This window comes from Mesorhizobium sp. B2-4-2, from assembly GCF_006442845.1.
In the GTDB taxonomy this organism is placed as follows: domain Bacteria; phylum Pseudomonadota; class Alphaproteobacteria; order Rhizobiales; family Rhizobiaceae; genus Mesorhizobium.
The window spans coordinates 281,750-298,751 of record NZ_VFVM01000002.1 but is presented as its reverse complement, the minus strand read 5'-3'; the positions used below and the strand labels follow the sequence as shown (position 1 = coordinate 298,751).

Annotated in this window: 11 protein-coding genes; 1 reads left to right on the top strand and 10 read right to left on the bottom strand. The window is 64.3% G+C overall.

What is annotated here, in order from left to right; translation table 11 throughout:
- Positions 1-9 precede the first annotated feature (9 nt).
- The 3 genes from FJ942_RS05100 to FJ942_RS05090 all read right to left on the bottom strand — a co-directional run bounded on the left by FJ942_RS05100 (position 10) and on the right by FJ942_RS05090 (position 7,088).
- The gene (locus FJ942_RS05100; RefSeq protein ID WP_140897306.1) at positions 10-2,421 is read right to left on the bottom strand and encodes a circularly permuted type 2 ATP-grasp protein; all 2,412 of its coding nucleotides are present in this window, start codon (positions 2,419-2,421) and stop codon (positions 10-12) included.
- A gap of 6 nt (positions 2,422-2,427) precedes the next feature.
- Positions 2,428-5,787, bottom strand: a complete 3,360-nt coding sequence (locus tag FJ942_RS05095; protein ID WP_140897305.1) for a transglutaminase family protein — start codon at positions 5,785-5,787, stop codon at positions 2,428-2,430.
- A 104-nt stretch (positions 5,788-5,891) separates the two neighbouring features.
- On the bottom strand, positions 5,892-7,088 hold the full coding sequence (locus FJ942_RS05090; RefSeq protein WP_140658530.1) for an acyl-CoA dehydrogenase: 1,197 nt from the start codon (positions 7,086-7,088) through the stop codon (positions 5,892-5,894).
- Positions 7,089-7,192: 104 nt separating this feature from the next.
- Here FJ942_RS05090 and FJ942_RS05085 point away from each other — a divergent pair, with 104 nt between their 5' ends.
- Positions 7,193-8,104 (top strand): LysR family transcriptional regulator, encoded by a 912-nt coding sequence (locus FJ942_RS05085; protein WP_140496190.1) that lies wholly within the window; start codon positions 7,193-7,195, stop codon positions 8,102-8,104.
- Here the strand turns inward: FJ942_RS05085 and FJ942_RS05080 are convergent, their stop codons facing one another.
- From FJ942_RS05080 to FJ942_RS05050, 7 genes are all read right to left on the bottom strand, one after another.
- Positions 8,105-10,426 (bottom strand): Tex family protein, encoded by a 2,322-nt coding sequence (locus FJ942_RS05080; RefSeq protein WP_140897401.1) that lies wholly within the window; start codon positions 10,424-10,426, stop codon positions 8,105-8,107. It lies immediately after the preceding gene.
- Positions 10,427-10,547: 121 nt separating this feature from the next.
- Entirely contained in the window at positions 10,548-11,726 is a 1,179-nt protein-coding gene (locus FJ942_RS05075) for a serine hydrolase (protein WP_140897304.1), read from the bottom strand.
- A gap of 33 nt (positions 11,727-11,759) precedes the next feature.
- Positions 11,760-12,956, bottom strand: a complete 1,197-nt coding sequence (locus FJ942_RS05070) for a serine hydrolase (protein ID WP_140897303.1) — start codon at positions 12,954-12,956, stop codon at positions 11,760-11,762.
- Positions 12,957-13,020: 64 nt separating this feature from the next.
- Positions 13,021-14,055 carry an extracellular solute-binding protein gene (locus FJ942_RS05065; protein ID WP_140496193.1) on the bottom strand — a complete coding sequence of 345 codons (1,035 nt, stop codon included), beginning with the start codon at positions 14,053-14,055 and terminating at the stop codon, positions 13,021-13,023.
- Positions 14,056-14,078: 23 nt separating this feature from the next.
- Positions 14,079-14,879: an ABC transporter permease gene (locus FJ942_RS05060; protein WP_140496194.1), complete on the bottom strand. Its 801-nt coding sequence runs from the start codon at positions 14,877-14,879 to the stop codon at positions 14,079-14,081.
- Positions 14,872-15,792: an ABC transporter permease gene (locus tag FJ942_RS05055; protein WP_140496195.1), complete on the bottom strand. Its 921-nt coding sequence runs from the start codon at positions 15,790-15,792 to the stop codon at positions 14,872-14,874. Before FJ942_RS05055 ends, FJ942_RS05060 begins: the two co-directional genes overlap by 8 nt.
- Entirely contained in the window at positions 15,792-16,886 is a 1,095-nt protein-coding gene (locus FJ942_RS05050; protein WP_140897302.1) for an ABC transporter ATP-binding protein, read from the bottom strand. The genes FJ942_RS05055 and FJ942_RS05050 overlap by 1 nt, the downstream gene beginning before the upstream one ends.
- Positions 16,887-17,002: the final 116 nt, after the last annotated feature.

The following is a 17,002-nucleotide window of genomic DNA, read 5'->3' as shown; positions in this document are numbered from 1 at the left end:
AGCGCCGCCTTATCCGAAATAGGCCTTGGCTAGGCTGCGGTAGAGCCCGCCTATCTCGCCGGCGAGATCGTTCAGCGCCTTCACCGTCATGTCCGCTGGCTCCTTGATGGCGATGGCTGTGTTGAGCTGCAGGATTTCCTTGGCAGCAGGCGACATGTGCCCCTCGCCACCGATCGCCGGCAGCAGTCCGATCTCGGCCTTCAGCCGTTCGAGCTGGAACAGGATGGAACGCGGGTTGAGCGGATCGAGCGCAAGAAGGTCGATCACCGTGCGGCGGCCGGCTTGCACAGGGTACTGCCGCCGGTGCGTCATGACGCTGTCGCCGATCTCCAGCATCATGTCGAGCGCGCCGTCCGGCGCCTTGTCACTGGTCAGCCGGGCGAGCGTGCTGGCGATCTGTATGCCGCGCTCCAGCCGCCGGCCGATCTCCAGGAAGCGCCAGCCCGCGAAGCGGTACATGTTCTCGTGCAGCAGGCCGGAAAAACCGGCGAGCTTGCGCAGGATGACGGTCATCGCCCGCGTCGCGTCATCCCCCGGCGCCACCGTCGTCGCGAACTGATGGATGGTCTTCGACAAGTCCTTGAGCGCCAGCCAGCCGTCCGGCGAGAAACGGTCGCGGATCTGGCCGGCGCTGTAGACCGCGCTGTCCAGCGTGCCGATCAGCCCCGATGGGATCGCTGTTTCGACATCGATGCCGAGCGGTTCGAGATGATCCCTGATGTCGGCCAGCAGCGGCATATCCGGATCGGAAGTTTCGGCGAGCCGCACATGATAGGCGCGCAGGATGCGCACCGTGTCTTCCGAGCGTTCGATGTAGCGGCCGAGCCAGGTCAGGTTTTCCGCTGCGCGGCTGGGCAGGCTGCCCGGCCTGGTGCGGCTGAAGCTGTCACCCTCTTGTGGCAGCAGCGTCTCGCGCTCCACCGGCCGATCGCTGACCACCCATACGTCGGCCGCCTGGCCGCCGCGCTGCATGGCGATTGCCGTCGGATCGAGCGACAGGCCGACGCGGGCGAACCCGCCCGGCATCACCGTCCAGCCCTCGGGCGTGCGCGCCAGGTAGACACGCAGGCTCGCCGGCCGCGGCTCCAGCCATCCGCCGACATAGACGGGCGTCGTCGAAAGCGTCACCGCTTCCTGGCCGACGAAAGCGTCGCCGTCGCGTTCGATGCGCGCCACCAGGTCCGCCCGCTCCCCGGCCGACAGCGCGGAGCCAAGCCTAGTCTGGTCGTCGTCCTCGAAGGCCAGCCTCGTCGACAGCGCCGGCCCGATCACCATGCGGTCGATATTGGCGAGCACATGCGCTCGGTCGGATGCCTGACCGCACCACCATGTCGCGACGGTGGGCAGCTTGAGTTCCTCGCCCCGCAATTCACGCGCGATCTTGGGCAGGAAGGCAAGCAGCGCGCGCGTTTCCATCAGGCCCGAGCCGAGCGCATTGACGGTCGAGACGCTGCCTTGCCGGATCGCCTCGACCAGTCCCGGCGTGCCGATCTGCGACTCCGAGCGCAGTTCCAACGGATCGGCGAACGCCGCGTCCAGCCGCCGCCACAGCACGCTGATCGGCATCAGCCCGGAAACGGTGCGCACCATCAGCCGGCCCCCGGAAACGGTCAGGTCCTCGCCTTCGAGCAGCATGATGCCGAGATAGCGGGCGATATAGGCGTGTTCGTAATAGGTTTCGTTGAGCGGTCCAGGCGTCAATATGGCGACGCGGCCGTCGGCTTCCCTGGCCATACCGATCAGCGCGTCGCGGAAACGCCGGAAGAAACCGGCGAGGCGATGCACATGCATCTCGCCATAGATATCGGACAGCGCGCGCGTCGTGGCGACGCGGTTCTCCAGCGCGAAGCCGGCGCCGGATGGTGCCTGAGTGCGATCGCCCAACACCCACCAGCGGCCGTCCGGCCCGCGGCCAAGTTCGAAAGCGCAGAAGTGAAGGAAATGCCCCTCTGCCGGCCTGGTTCCGGCCACGGGCCGCAAATATTCGGCGCTTGCCGCGATCAGTCCGGCCGGCAGGATGCCCTTCTCGACCAGCCGGTTCGGCCCGTATATATCGGCGATGATCTCCTCGAACAGCTCGGCGCGCTGCACCAGGCCGGCGCTGATCGCTGCCCACTCGGCATCCTCGATGAGCACCGGAACATGCGCCAGCGGCCATTCGCGCTCGTTGGCGCCGGCCTTGTCGTAGACGCGATAGTAGACGCCGGCGTCGCGCAGATACTGGTCGGCACGGGCAAAACGCTGGGCGAGTTCTTCGGCGCCGAGATCGTCGAGCGCCTCGATGAAACGCTTCCAGGCCGGACGGGGATTGCCCGAAGCGTCGACCATCTCGTCGACGACGCCGTCGATCGGCTGGTAGTGCTCCAGCAGGCGATGGATCTGCGCCTTGCCGCGTACCCGCTTGTGATTCCCCTTTGCCATGTCAGATCAGAGTCTTGGTGGACGCCGAAGGTCAAGCGTCATGGGGAAATCTTCCGTGGGTTGTTCTTCGCGCAGCACATAGGCCGACGGCGTGTGGCCGCGCGCCTCGAAGCGGGCGAGCCGGCGCGCTTCCGCCTCATTGCCGTTGACCGGAAAAGTGTCGTAGCTGCGCCCGCCCGGATGCGCGACATGATAGACGCAGCCGCCAACCGCCCGACCCGACCAACGGTCGTAGATATCGAACACCAGCGGCGTATTGATCGGCAGTGCCGGATGCAGGCCCGAAGCGGGTTGCCACGCCTTGAAGCGCACGCCCGCCACCGCGACTTCCCTGTTGTCGGTAACCTTCATCGGCACGATGCGGCCGTTGCAGACGACGGCATGGCGCTCCGGATTGAGCCCTTCGGTCTTGACCTGCAACCTTTCGACCGAGGAATCGACGAAGCGCACGGTGCCGCCGATGGCCCCCTGCTCGCCCATGACATGCCACGGCTCCAGGGCCTGCCGCAGTTCCAGCTTGACGCCCGCATATTGGACCTCGCCGCAGAAGGGAAAGCGGAACTCGAGCTGCGCGTCGAACCAGTCGGGGCGGAACGTGAAACCGTTGAGCTTGAGGTCGTCGAGAACGTCGAGAAAATCCGCCCAGACATGATGCGGCAGCATGAAGCGGTCGTGCAGCGACGTGCCCCAGCGCACGAAACGGCCGTCGAGCGGGTTCTTCCAGGCACGGGCGATGATCGCCCTGACCAGCAGTTGCTGCGCCAGGCTCATGCGCGCATTGGGCGGCATCTCGAAGCCGCGGAATTCCACCAGGCCCAGCCGTCCGGTCGGTCCATCAGGCGAAAACAGCTTGTCGATGCAGATTTCCGAGCGATGCGTGTTCCCTGTGACGTCGGTCAAAAGGTTGCGGAACAGCCGGTCGACCAGCCATGGCAAAGGCACGCTGCCCTGGTCCGGACGCGGCACCTGCGCCATGGCGATTTCAAGCTCGTAGAGCGAATCGTGGCGCGCCTCGTCGAAGCGCGGCGCCTGGCTGGTCGGGCCGATGAACAGGCCGGAGAAGAGATAAGACAGCGAGGGATGCCGCTGGCATTGCAGCACCAGGCTCTTCAAAAGATCGGGGCGGCGCAGAAACGGGCTGTCATTGGGGGTCGCGCCGCCGACCACAACATGGTTGCCGCCGCCGGTGCCGGTGTGGCGGCCGTCGATCATGAATTTATCCGCGCCAAGCCGCGTTTGCCGCGCCTCCTCGTAGATCGCCGTGGTCGTCGCCACGCAATCCTGCCAGTTGGCAGCCGGGTGGATGTTGACCTCGATGACGCCAGGGTCCGGCGCGACGCGGATGACGTTGAGGCGCGGATCATGCGGCGGGCCGTAGCCCTCGATGTGCACTGGCAACCTGATCGCCTTGGCCGCGTTCTCGGCTGCTGCCACCAGCTCAAGATAATCTTCCAGCGCCTCGACCGGCGGCATGAACACGCAGAGCCGTCCCTCGCGCGGCTCGACCGAAAGCGCGGTACGCACCGCACCGCCGATCTCGGTGATCTCCTGCTCGACCCGGTCCTGCTGGGCGGTCGCGGCCGTGAACGATGCCGCCTGCTGGCGGCGTGCCATTTCATCGGCGCCCTGAGGATCGGCCGGAGCCGCCATGGGCAAGATCGCCTCCCGCACGGGCAGCGCACCGCGCGGCTGCGACGGATCGACCGGAACGATATAGGGAAACTGCTCCGGCGGCACGTGAGGCAGCGTGCCGAGCGGCAGGCGGTAGCCGACCGGTGAATCGCCCGGCACCAGGAACAGCCGCCCGCGCCGCGTCGTCCATTTTTCCGAGCGCCAGCGCTGGCCCGACGCCTGGCTGTTCCAGCGCTGCACCGGCAGCACATAGCCCGACGGCTTGGTTAGCCCGCGTTCGAACACCGTCGCCATGCGGCTGCGCTCTTCGGGATCCTCCAGCTTCGAATTGGACGGATCGACATTCTCCGGCAGCTTGCCTTCCTTGAGCAGCCACTCGGCCGGATCCTCATAGGCTTCGCTGACCATGGACGTTTCGATGCCGAGCTCGCCGGCGATCGCTGTCAGCAGGCTCTCGGCCTGCTTCGGATCGATATTGGCTTCGCTTTTCTCCCGCGCGATCAGCGACGGGTCGCTCCACACCGGCTGGCCGTCGGTGCGCCAGTAGAGCGAAAAGGTCCAGCGCGGTAAGCTTTCGCCGGGGTACCATTTGCCTTGGCCATAATGGAGGAAGCCGCCAGGCGCGAAGCGCTCGCGCAGCCTCCGGATCAGCGCATCGGCCTTTTCGCGTTTTGTCGGGCCGACGGCGGCGGTGTTCCACTCGGCGGACTCGAAATCGTCGATCGACACGAAGGTCGGCTCGCCGCCCATGGTCAGCCGTACATCCCCGTCCGCCAGCGCCGCATCGACCTTGTTGCCGAGCGCATCAAGCGCATGCCAGCTTTCATCCGAGAACGGCTTGGTGATGCGCGGATGCTCCGCGATGCGGTCGACCCGCATGTCGAAGCCGAACTCGACATTGGCAAAGCTCGCCATGCCGGAAATGGGCGCTGCATTGCGAAAATGCGGGGTGGCGGCAAGCGGTACATGGCTCTCGCCGGTAAGCAGACCCGAAGTCGGGTCGAAACCGATCCAGCCAGCGCCGGGAAGATAGACCTCGCACCAGGCGTGCAGGTCAGTGAAATCCACGGATGTACCGGCCGGCCCATCGAGCGCGACGAGGTCGGGCTTGAGCTGGATCAGATAGCCCGAGACAAAGCGCGCGGCGATGCCTAGATTGCGCAGGATCTGCACCAGCAGCCAGCTCGAATCGCGGCACGACCCTTTGGCGGCCGCCAGCGTTTCCTCCGGCGAGAACACGCCGGTCTCCATGCGCACGATATAGGCGATTTCGCGCTGCAGCCGGGCATTGAGGTCGACGAGAAAATTGACCGTGTTTTTCGGGCTGGTATCGATGGTTTTCAGGAACGCCGACAGCAGCGGGCCTGCCGGTTCCGGTGTGCGATAGATGGCGAGGTCGTTGCGTGTCTCTTCCGGATACTCGAACGGGAAATTTTCCGCCGTCTCCTCCACGAAGAAATCGAACGGGTTGTAGACCGTCATGTCGGCGACGAGGTCGACCTCGATCTTGAGTTCGCTCACCGGGTCGGGAAAGACGAAACGGGCGAGGAAATTGCCGTAGGGGTCCTGCTGGAGATTGACGAAGTGGTTCGCCGGCTCGACCTTCAACGAATGGCTGAGCACTTTGGTGCGCGAATGTGGCGCCGGCTGGAGCCTGATCACCTGGGGACCAAGAACCACCGGCCGGTCGTATTTGTAATGGGTCAGGTGATAGACGGCGGCCAGAATTGCCATGGAGCCCCGGAAGATCGGCGTTTAGCTGGCCGAACCCTGACACATCTGGCCGTCATTCTCCAAGCGGATGTTGCGCTGCACCTAACTTAAACGGCTACCGAACCTCAGAAAAACGCTTGGATCCCCGTCTGCGCCCGTCCCAGGATCAGCGCGTGCACGTCATGCGTGCCCTCATAGGTGTTGACCGTCTCCAGATTCTGCGCATGGCGCATCACGTGATAGCCGATCTGGATGCCGTTGCCGCCATGCATGTCGCGCGCCTGGCGGGCGATGTCGAGCGCCTTGCCGCAATTGTTGCGCTTGACGATCGAGATCATCTCCGGCGCCATCTTGCCTTCGTCGAGCAGCCGCCCGACGCGCAACGAGGCCAGCAGCCCGAGCGCGATCTCGGTCTGCATGTCGGCGAGCTTCTTCTGGTAGAGCTGCGTGCTGGCCAGCGGCTTGCCGAACTGCTTGCGGTCGAGGCCATACTGGCGCGCGCGATGCCAGCAATCTTCGGCCGCGCCCATCGAGCCCCAGGAAATGCCGTAGCGAGCCCGGTTGAGGCAGCCGAACGGCCCCTTCAGCCCCGACACGTTGGGCAGCAGAGCATCCTCGCCGACCTCGACGCCTTCCATAACCACCTCGCCGGTGATCGACGCCCGCAGCGACAGCTTGCCGCCGATCTTCGGCGCCGAAAGCCCCTTCATGCCCTTTTCCAGGACGAAGCCACGGATCTCATCCTTGCCGTTCTCGCCCTTCAGCTTCGCCCAGACGACGAACACGTCGGCGACGGGCGCATTGGAGATCCACATCTTGGAGCCGGTAAGCTTGTAACCATTGGCGGTCTTCTCGGCGCGCGTCTTCATGCCGCCGGGGTCGGAGCCGGCATCCGGTTCGGTCAGGCCGAAACAGCCTATCCACTCGCCGCTGGCGAGCTTGGGTAGATACTTCCTGCGCTGTTCGTCCGAGCCATAGGCATAAATGGGATACATCACCAGCGACGACTGCACCGACATCATCGAACGATAGCCGGAATCGACGCGCTCCACTTCGCGGGCGACCAGGCCGTAGGTGACATAGTTGGCGCCGAGGCCGCCGAATTCTTCCGGAATGTTGATGCCGAGCAGGCCGGCCTCGCCCATCTCGCGAAAAATCGCCGTGTCGAAGGTTTCGTTGAGATAGGCCTCCTCGATGCGCGGCGCGAGCTTGTCGGCGGCGAAGGCCGCCGCCCCGTCCCGCACCATGCGCTCGTCTTCCGAAAGCTGGTCCTCGATCAGGAACGGGTCTTCCCAGACGAATGCATTCTTGTCGGCAGCCATGGCGTCTCGATCCTTAAAAACGGGTGAAGCCCGGCTTATCGGCCCACGGCCTGAAAAAATCAAACGAAATTGCTTCACCGATCAATGAGCGTTAGGAATAGATCATGAGCGTCCAACGTCGTCTTTTGCCTAACATCAACGCGCTTGCCGCCTTCGAAGCGGTGGCCCGGCTTGGCAGTTTCACCGCTGCAGCCCAGGAGCTGGATTTAACCCAGGGCGCCGTCAGTCGGCAGATCAGGCTGATCGAGGACCAGTTTGGCCGCCGGCTGTTCGAGCGCGACAGCCGCAATGTCCGGCTGTCGGCGGCGGGCGAAACCTACGCCGAAGTGGTCCGTTCGGCACTTGGCCAATTGCGCGACGCAGCGCTTGGATTGATGAGTAATCGGCATAGCGGCATCCTGAACCTCGCAATCCTGCCGACCTTCGGCACGCGCTGGCTGATGCCGATGATCCCAGACTTCGTCGACAACAATCCCGACATCACCATCAACTTCGTCACCCGCGTCGGCCGCTTCGACTTCGCCAGAGAGCGGCTGGACGCCGCCATCCATTATGGCCTGCCGGACTGGCCCGAGGCAGACTCGACGCTGCTGGTGCGGGAGGTGGTGGCCCCGGTGGTGTCGCCCGAATTTCTCGCCGAGCGCTCCATCGCCACGCCGGCCGACATCGGCCGTCTGCCGCTGCTGCACATGGCGACGCGGCCTGGCGCCTGGACAGAATGGTTTGAGCATCAGGGCCTGAGCGCGCCGACCGGACCGGGTATGCAGTTCGAACAGTTCGGCACCGCCGCCCAGGCCTGCATGGCGGGTCTGGGCGTGGCTCTGCTGCCGCAAATCCTCATCTCAGGCGAGTTGCAGCGCGGCCAGCTGGTGCCCGCGCCCGGCCAGCCTATGCACAGCCGCAGCGCCTATTATCTAGTCGTCCCGCACGACAAGCGCGGCCATCCGCCGGTCGCGAGTTTTCGAGATTGGCTGACGAGCCAGGTTGAAAAGGACCCGGCTGTTCTGGCGTGGTAGCTACTTCCGCTTCAACGCATCCGCCAACGCCGCGCCGAACGCACCTTGCTGCGCCGGTCGCTCCGGCTGGCGCTGCGGCGCGGGCGAGCGTGGCGCCGGCCTGCCGCCGCCATTGTCGCGCGGGCCGCGCGATGCGCCGCCCTCGCCACCATCCCTGCGCATGGAAAGCGCGATCCGCTTGCGCTTGATGTCGACATCGACGACCCGCACCTTGACCACGTCGCCGGCCTTGACCACCTCATGCGCGTCCTTGATGAAACGGTCGGCCAGTTGCGAAACGTGCACCAGCCCGTCCTGGTGGACGCCGATGTCGACGAAGGCGCCGAAGGCGGCGACATTGGTGACGGTGCCTTCCAGCAGCATGCCGGGCTTCAGATCCTTGATGTCATCGATGCCATCGGCGAAGGTTGCCGTCTTGAAGCCGGGGCGCGGATCGCGGCCGGGCTTTTCCAGTTCGGTCAAAATGTCGCGCACCGTCGGCAGGCCGAACCGCTCGTCGACGAAAACGCGCGGATCGAGCGCCTTCAGCGCCGCACTGTCGCCCATCAGCGAACGCACATCGCGCCCGCAGGCGGCGACGATCTTTTTGGCCACGCCGTAGGCTTCCGGATGCACGGCCGAGGCGTCGAGCGGCTCGGAGCCGTTCGGGATGCGCAGGAAGCCGGCGCATTGCTCGAACGCACGCGGCCCGAGGCGGGAGACCTTGAGCAAATCCTTGCGGCTGGCGAACGGGCCGGTGGCATCGCGATGCGCGACGATGGCGTCTGCGAGCGACGCCCCGAGCCCTGAAACCCGCGCCAGAAGCGGCGCCGAAGCCGTGTTGAGATCGACGCCAACCGCGTTGACGGCGTCCTCGACCACCGCCTCCAGCGAGCGGCCAAGCCGGTACTGGTCGACATCGTGCTGATACTGGCCGACGCCGATCGATTTCGGCTCGATCTTGACCAGTTCGGCCAGCGGATCCTGCAAGCGGCGCGCGATCGACACCGCACCGCGCAATGACACGTCGAGACCGGGGAATTCCGCCGCCGCCGTCGCCGAAGCCGAATAGACCGAAGCGCCGGCCTCGCTGACGATCACCTTGAGCGGCTTCGGCCCGCCGTCGGAAGGCATGTCGGACAGCATGTCGGCCACCAGCTTCTCGGTTTCGCGGCTGCCGGTGCCATTGCCGATCGAGATCAGCTCGACCTTGTGCAGGCGAACGAGCTTGGCGAGCTCCGCCTGCGTGCCACGCACATCGTTCCTGGGCGGGAACGGATAGACCGTTGTCGTCGCCACCAGCTTGCCGGTGCCGTCGACCACCGCGACCTTGACGCCGGTGCGGATGCCAGGGTCGAGCCCCATCGTCGGCCGCGATCCGGCGGGGGCGGCGAGCAGCAGATCCTTCAAATTGCGGGCAAAGACGTGGATCGCCTCTTCCTCGGCCCGTTCGCGCAGGTCGCGCATCAGATCGAGCGTCAGGTGCAGGGATAGTTTTATGCGCCAGGTCCAGCCTGCGACCTCCATCAGCCAGCGATCGCCCGGCAGGCTGCCGCCGATGGCGTAGGCATTGGCGATCATCCGCTCTACCGGCTTCACCGGTGAAGAGTCGTCGGCATCGACCTCGATGTCGAGCGACAGCACCTCCTCGTTGCGGCCGCGCAGCATCGCCAGCGCGCGGTGACTCGGAACGGTGGCCCAGCGCTCGACATGGTCGAAATAATCGGAGAATTTCGCACCCGCCTCCTGCTTGCCGTCGACCACCCTGGCGCGCATGAAGGCGCGTTCCTTCATGTAGCTTCGCAGCTTGCCGACCAGGTCGGCATTCTCGGCGAACTGCTCCGACACTATGTCGCGCGCGCCCTCAAGTGCCGCCTTGGCGTCGGCCACGTCCTCGGTCAGATAGGCCAGTGCGAGTTCCGCCGGCACCAGCGAGCGGTCGGCCAGGATGGCTTCTGCCAGCGGCCCCAGCCCACGCTCCCGGGCGATCTCCGCCCTGGTGCGGCGCTTGGGCTTGTAGGGCAGGTAGATGTCTTCGAGCTCGGCCTTGGTGACGGCGGAGGCGAGCTTGGTTTCAAGCTCGTCGGTCAGCTTGCCTTGCTCCCGGATCGAGCCAAGGATGGTGTCACGCCGCGCGTCGAGCTCACGCAGATAGGCAAGACGCTCCGACAGCAGGCGCAATTGCGTGTCGTCGAGCCCGCCCGTCACCTCCTTGCGGTAGCGCGCCACGAACGGCACGGTCGCGCCTTCGTCGAGCAGCCCGATGGCAGCGGCGGCCTGTTCGGGCCGCGCTGTGATCTCGGTCGCGATAATGGCTGCGATGCGCTTGATGTCGGATGCCATGCCGTTCCTGCTCTTCTCGAAAAGAGCGGCGACCATAGGCGCAGTTATCCTGCCCGCCAACCTTCGCGGTTTCACCGGCGACAGAGGTCCACAGGAAAGCGCGCCCTAATGTTGCGGCCGCTCAGACCATCCGGCTCAGCGCTTCGAAGAATGCGACGATCTCGAGATCGAGCGGATCGTCAACCGGCTCGGGCTGCGACGACATCTTGGCGATCACCACTTCCGTCCGGGGGTCGACATAGAGCCACTGGCCATGGATCCCGATGCCGCAATAGGCCCCGTTCTCATGTCCTGTCTGGTACCATTTGTTGCGGTAGCGGCCCTTGGGAAACAGCGGCAGCATGGCGCCACGCTGCCAGGCTTCAGAACTGCCGCCGGTTACCGTGGTGTCGCGCACCCAGGCCTCGGGCACGATGCGGCGGCCATTCGCAGTGCCCCCTTGCCGCATCATCTCGCCGACGCGCGCCAGATCGCGCGGCGTCACCGAGATGCCGCCGGCAGTGCGCGCCGTGCCCTCCATATCTACCGCCACCGAAGCTTCGCTGGCGGCGCCGAGCGGCTGCCACAGTTTCTCGCGCATCAGGTCGGCGAAGCGCTGGCCAGACGCCCGTTCGAGCAGCAGGCCAAGCAGGTCGGAATTGGGCGACCGGTAACGGAAGGTCTGGCCGTGCGGCTCGGCGAGACGCTGCAGCGTCAGGAGGAATTCACGCAGGCTTTCCGTGCCGCCGCCGGGGTTCCACAAGGTGGCGCGCCGGTAGCGGGCAAAGGCGCTTTCGGGATCGAGATAGGCTTCTTCGAAATCGAGGCTGACACTCATATCGAGCACATGCCGCACGGTAGCCTCGCCATAGGCCGAATCGCCGGCTTCCGGTATGTAGGCCGTCACCGGCGCTTCCGGATCGAACACGCCCTCGCCTTCCAATATGCCGGCCATGATCGCGGTCACCGACTTGCTGATCGAAAAGATGATGTGGCGGGCGCCGAAATCCATATGCGGCGCAAACCAGTCGCCGACGATCCTGCCGCCTCTCATGACGGTCAGCGCATCCGTGTGCGAGCGGCTGAGAAAAGCCGCGACGGTTTCCGGCGTGCTCGCCAGCGCGACCTTTTCGTCGAGCAATCCGCCGAAATCCTCGGCCGGCGCCTCGTTGACCGGCAGGGCGGCGACACGCGCGCTCGGCACCAGCTCGCTGACGTTCTGGAATGACCATCGGTTGAACGGATTTTCCCGCCAGTTGGCGAGCAGCACCTGGTTGCGGCGGAAGCCGTAACGGGTCTCGAACGCGGTCTTGCCGGTCATGGCATTTCCTTCCAGGTCGTGTCTTGTGGGGGTTCAGCTCAGCGCGGCGGCGATGGCATGCACGGCCTTCAGCGTCGCCATGGAATAGGCGACGTTGCTGAAATCCGGCCAGCTCGAAAGCTTGACCACGACCATCCGCGTATTCCAGTCGATGTGGATCATCTGCCCGAACACGCCCCGGCACATCAGCGCCCGCGAATGCGGATTCTCGATCCAGAACTGGTTGCGATAGCTGCCCTCTGGCAGGTTCGGACTAAAGCCCGGCCCGTGGCTGCCGCTGCGCGTCGCCTCGATCCAGTCGGCAGGCACGATGCCACCGCCATTGTCGAGGATCAGCTGGCCGAAGCGGGCATAATCGCGCAGCGTCGCGTTGAAGCCGCCATCGGCCAGTGCGTAGCCCGCGCTGTCGACGGTGAAGCAGGCGCTTTCATCGGCGCCGAGCTTTTGCCAGAGTTCTTCCGAAACCAGCTGTGCCAGCCGCTTGCCTGTCACCCCCTCCATGATGAACGCGAGCACATCGGTTTCGACCGAGCGGTACTCGAATGCCGCCCCATGTGGCCGAACAATGTCCTTCAAGCCTAGGATCAGCTCGAACATGTGCGCGGGCCAGCGAAAGTCCGGGTCGCTGCCCGGCGGCACCGGCTTCCAGCCGGTGGCGACATCGACCTGGCCGATATCGGAATAGCGATCGGTATATTCCTCGGAAAAGCGCACTCCGCTCGTCATGTCGAGCACGTGCTGGACGCTGGCGCCGGCCCACCCGGTTGCCTTCAGCTCCGGCAGGTAGTCGGTAAGCGGTTTTGTCGGATCGACCAGCCCGCGCCCGGCCAGTATGCCGAACACCGAGCCGGTGACCGATTTGGCCATGGACTGCGACAGATGCAGCGTGCGCTCGTCCATGCCGTTGAAGTAACGCTCATAGGCTATCTTGCGGTCCTTGAGCACCAGGAAGCCATCCGTATAGGTCTCGTCCAGCAGGCCCGCGAGCGTCGTCTTCCGTCCCGTGCTGTCCTCGACCGGCAGCCCGTCGAGATCGACCTCGGCGCGTTCGAGGCGGTGACGGTGGCCGTTGCCGCGCCAGACTTCGACGGTCGGCAGAATTTCCCTGATGTGCTGGAAAGCCCAGCGGTTCCAGGGCGGCCTGTCCCAGTCGAGCCTTGGTGGCACCATGGCGGGCGGCGAGCCCTGCATGATCGGCGGCCGCGGATCGCTGTTGCGATAGGAGTCCATGAAAGCTATTCCCGGAAACGGAAAAGACCCGGCGGCATGTGCCGCCGGGTCCGTCATGCGGCGATTACTTCTGCAGTTCGGTCCAGATCTTGGTGTAGAGTTCCTGCGTCTCTGGCGCGCACATCTGCTGCAGTTCGCCAAGCGGCTTGGCGTCGGCCGGAATGACGACTTCCGGCGCGTCCTTCATGTCGGCCGGCATGTATTTGTCCGAACCGGCGATGGCATTGGCGTAACGATGGAAGGCCGAGAGGCCGGCCGCGTTTTCCGGATCCATGATGAAGTTCTGGAACAGCTTGGCGTTCTCGACGTTCTTGGCCTCTTTCAGGACGACGACGTTGTCGCTCCACAGGCCATAGCCTTCCTTCGGATAATTGAAGTGGATGGCCGGGTTGGCGAGGCGCTGACGCAAAGCCGAGCCATTCCAGTCGCTGGTTGCCTTGAAGTCGCCGGCGCCCATCTTCTCTATGGTGTTGTATTCCATGGCGATCCAGTTCGGCTTCGCCGCCACCAGCAGGTCACGTACTTTCTTCAGCACCGTCTTGTCGTTGGTGCATTGCTGGCCGCCGACATATTTGATCGCGGCGAACATCACGTCGCCCATCTCCGGTACGACGTTGACCTTACCCTTCAACTCGTCGGGCGTGTTGAAGATGATGCCCCACGTGTTGGCCGGGCCCTTGTAGGCGTCGGTGTTGACGACGACGCCGATCGTGCCCCAGGCCCACGGAACCGTGTATTTGCGGCCCGGATCGAACTCAGGATTGGCCCATTCCGGCGCCACGTTTTTGAAGTTCTCCATCTTGCCCGGATCGGTTTCCTGAACGAGGCCTTCCTTGATCCAGATCGGTACATAGGTCTGCGAAGGCACGGCAATGTCGAAACCGGTGCCGCCCTGGCGCACCTTGGCAAGCGCGGTATCGTTGGAATCGTAGTCGGTGATGGTCACCTTGACGTTGTATTTGGCTTCGAACTTCTTGATCACGTCGGGGCTGGTGTAATTGCCCCAATTGTAGATGTTGAGCACGCCGTCGGCGCGGGCAAGGCCCGTCGAAGCGAGCAACGCCAACCCCATGGCGGACGCCGTTGTCTTCCAGTTCATCGTTTTAACTCCCATTATCGGTTTCAGTCTCGTTTCCTGCTGACAAAGAAAAACAACGTGACGATCGCGACCGAAAGCAGCAGGAAGGCGGTCGATATCGCGTTGATCTCGGGTGTGATGCCGCGGCGGATCTGGCCGAGCATGTAGGTGGGCAGCGTGTCCTGGCCGCCCGACTTGACGAATTCGGTGATGACGACGTCATCGAGCGAGATGACGAAAGCCAGCATCAGGCCGGCGAGGATGCCGGGCCACAAAAGCGGCAGCGTGATGCGGCGGAAGGTCTTCCACGGCGTCGCATAGAGGTCGGCGGCGGCGCGTTCCAGCGTCAGGTCCATATTCTCCAGCCGCGCCCGGATCGGCAGGTAGGCAAACGGGATGCAGAACGCCGTATGCGCGGCGATCAGGTAGCCAAGGCCGGAATAGCCGGTGAAGATCTTGATGCGCGAGAAGAAGATCAGCAGCGCCACGCCGGTGACGATTTCGGGCACCATCAGCGGCTGGTTGATGGCCGCGTATTTGAAGGTCAGCCCGGGATAGGGCGGTGTGCGCGTGGTGGCGAGCGCGGCCATGGTGGCGAAGATGGTGGCAAGGGCCGCCGCTATGGCGCCGATCTGGAAGGAACGCATCGTCGCATCGATGACCTGCGTGTTCTGCCAGGCCGACTGGAACCATTTGAGCGAAAACCCGCCCCATTCCGAGGTCGAGCTCGCCGCGTTGAAGGCGTAGATGACCAGCACGATGATCGGCAAATAGAGCACGACGAAACAGGTTGCCGCGATGGCGGTGAAGCCAGGCTGGTGCTTGATGGAGAAATTGCTAGCCATGACGCACCCCCGACTTGCCGGCGTTGCGCACATAGGCCAGCAGCGCCACCATGACGATGATCATGACCGTGATCGACAGCGCCGAGCCAAGCGGCCAGTTGCGGCCCTGTCCGAACTGCAATTCGATCAGGTTGGACAGCATCATGTTCTTGCCGCCGCCAAGCACGCTCGGCGTCACATAGGCGCCAAGGGCCGGAATGAAGACCAGGATGGAGCCGGCGATGACCCCGGGTTTGACCAGCGGGAAAATGATCTTGCGCAGCACCTTGAAGCGCGTCGCGTAGAGATCGTAGCCAGCCTCGACCAGCCGGAAATCGAGTTTTTCCATGCTTGCATAGATCGGCAGCACCATCAGCGGCAGGTAGACATAGGCCATGCCGATCAGGATCGCCGTGTCGGTGTAGAGGATCTGCACCGGCGCCGAGACGATGCCGAGCTTCAGAAGGATGGTATTGACGATGCCTTCGTTGCGGATGATCTGCAGCACCGCGAAGGTACGGATAAGGAGGTTGGTCCAGAACGGAATGGTGATCAGGAATAGCCAGAGATCCCTGGTCTTTTCACTGCGCGTCGCCATGAAATAGGCGGTCGGGAAGCCGAGCGCCAAAGTCGCCAGCGTCGTCACCACCGCGAGCTTGATCGAGCGCAGGAAGATGGTGACGTGGGCGGCCGCGAGCGACAGCGTGTCGTCGAAAATGTCGCGTTCCATGAACACCGACACCCAGGCTTCCGGCGAAAATTGCCACTTCACGTCGCCATAGGCGCCGGGCGTCAGGAACGAATAGACGAGCACGATCAGCAACGGGCCGGTCGCGGCGAGCAGAATGACCAGCAGCGCCGGCGCTGACAGCAACCAGCGGTCGCGGACGTCGCGCCGCTCCGCTGCCTTGGCGACTTCTTCGGCGGTGGCCATCAGTCCCTCAGCACTTGCGCGGCGTCGTTGCCGATCAGGATGCCGACCTTGTCGCCGCGCTCGAAACCGCAGCCGGCGCTGCGCGTGTTCTGCTGGCGCACGGTGAAGGCTTCGCCGCTGTCGAGCTGGACATGGATATGCGTGTCGGTGCCGAAATAGACGATGTTGTCGACCCTGCCCGCCAGGTCGCCCTTGCTCCTGGTCAGCTTGGCATGCTCCGGCCTCACCACCACGGTGGCGTTGTCCTTCGGCTGAAAACCTTCGGCGACGGTCGCCTCGATGGTGGTGCCGGATTTGAGCGTCGCGCGCGCCTTGCCGTTGCCGGTGCCCGATATGGCCGCGGTGAGAAAGTTGGTCTCGCCGATGAAGTCGGCGACGAAGCGTTCGGCAGGCTTGTCGTAGATATCCCAGGGCGAGCCGACCTGCAGGATCTTGCCCGACGACATCACGGCGATGCGGTCCGACATCGTCAGCGCTTCTTCCTGGTCATGGGTGACGAAGATGAAGGTTATGCCGGTCTCGTGCTGCAGCCGCTTCAACTCGATTTGCATCTCCTTGCGCAGCTTGTAGTCGAGGGCGGAGAGCGGTTCGTCGAGCAGCAGCACCTTCGGTTGCGGCGCGAGCGCCCGGGCCAGCGCCACGCGCTGCTGCTGGCCGCCGGAAATCTGGCCGGTGCGCCGGCCCGCCAGCGCCTCCATCTTGACCAGCTTCAGCATCTCGGCAACGCGCGCCTTGATCTGCGCCTTGGGCTTGCCCAGCATCTCCAGGCCGAAGCCGATATTGTCTGCCACCGTCATGTGCGGGAACAGCGCATAGGACTGGAAGACGGTGTTGACCGGCCGCTTGAAGGGCGGCAATGGCGCGATGTCCTGGCCGTAAAGCAGGATTTCGCCGGCGGTTGGAAAGTCGAAGCCGGCGATCAGCCGCAGCAAGGTGGTCTTGCCGCAGCCGGATGGTCCCAGCAGTGTGAAGAATTCGTTTTCGCGGATGGATACCGAGACTTTGTCGAGGGCAGCGACCTGCCCCTCACCCGATCCGAAAATTTTGCTGACGTTTACTACTTCAATCGCATTCCGATCCGGTTTGTCCGGCACGATTACGCCTCACTGTTGACCCCGCTCTTGCTGGCGGAGCTTTTCCCCTGTTGGATGTGACCACACGGCCGATGGGTTGGCAAGTCCGGCATTGAATCACAGTTCAGTCGGTCATT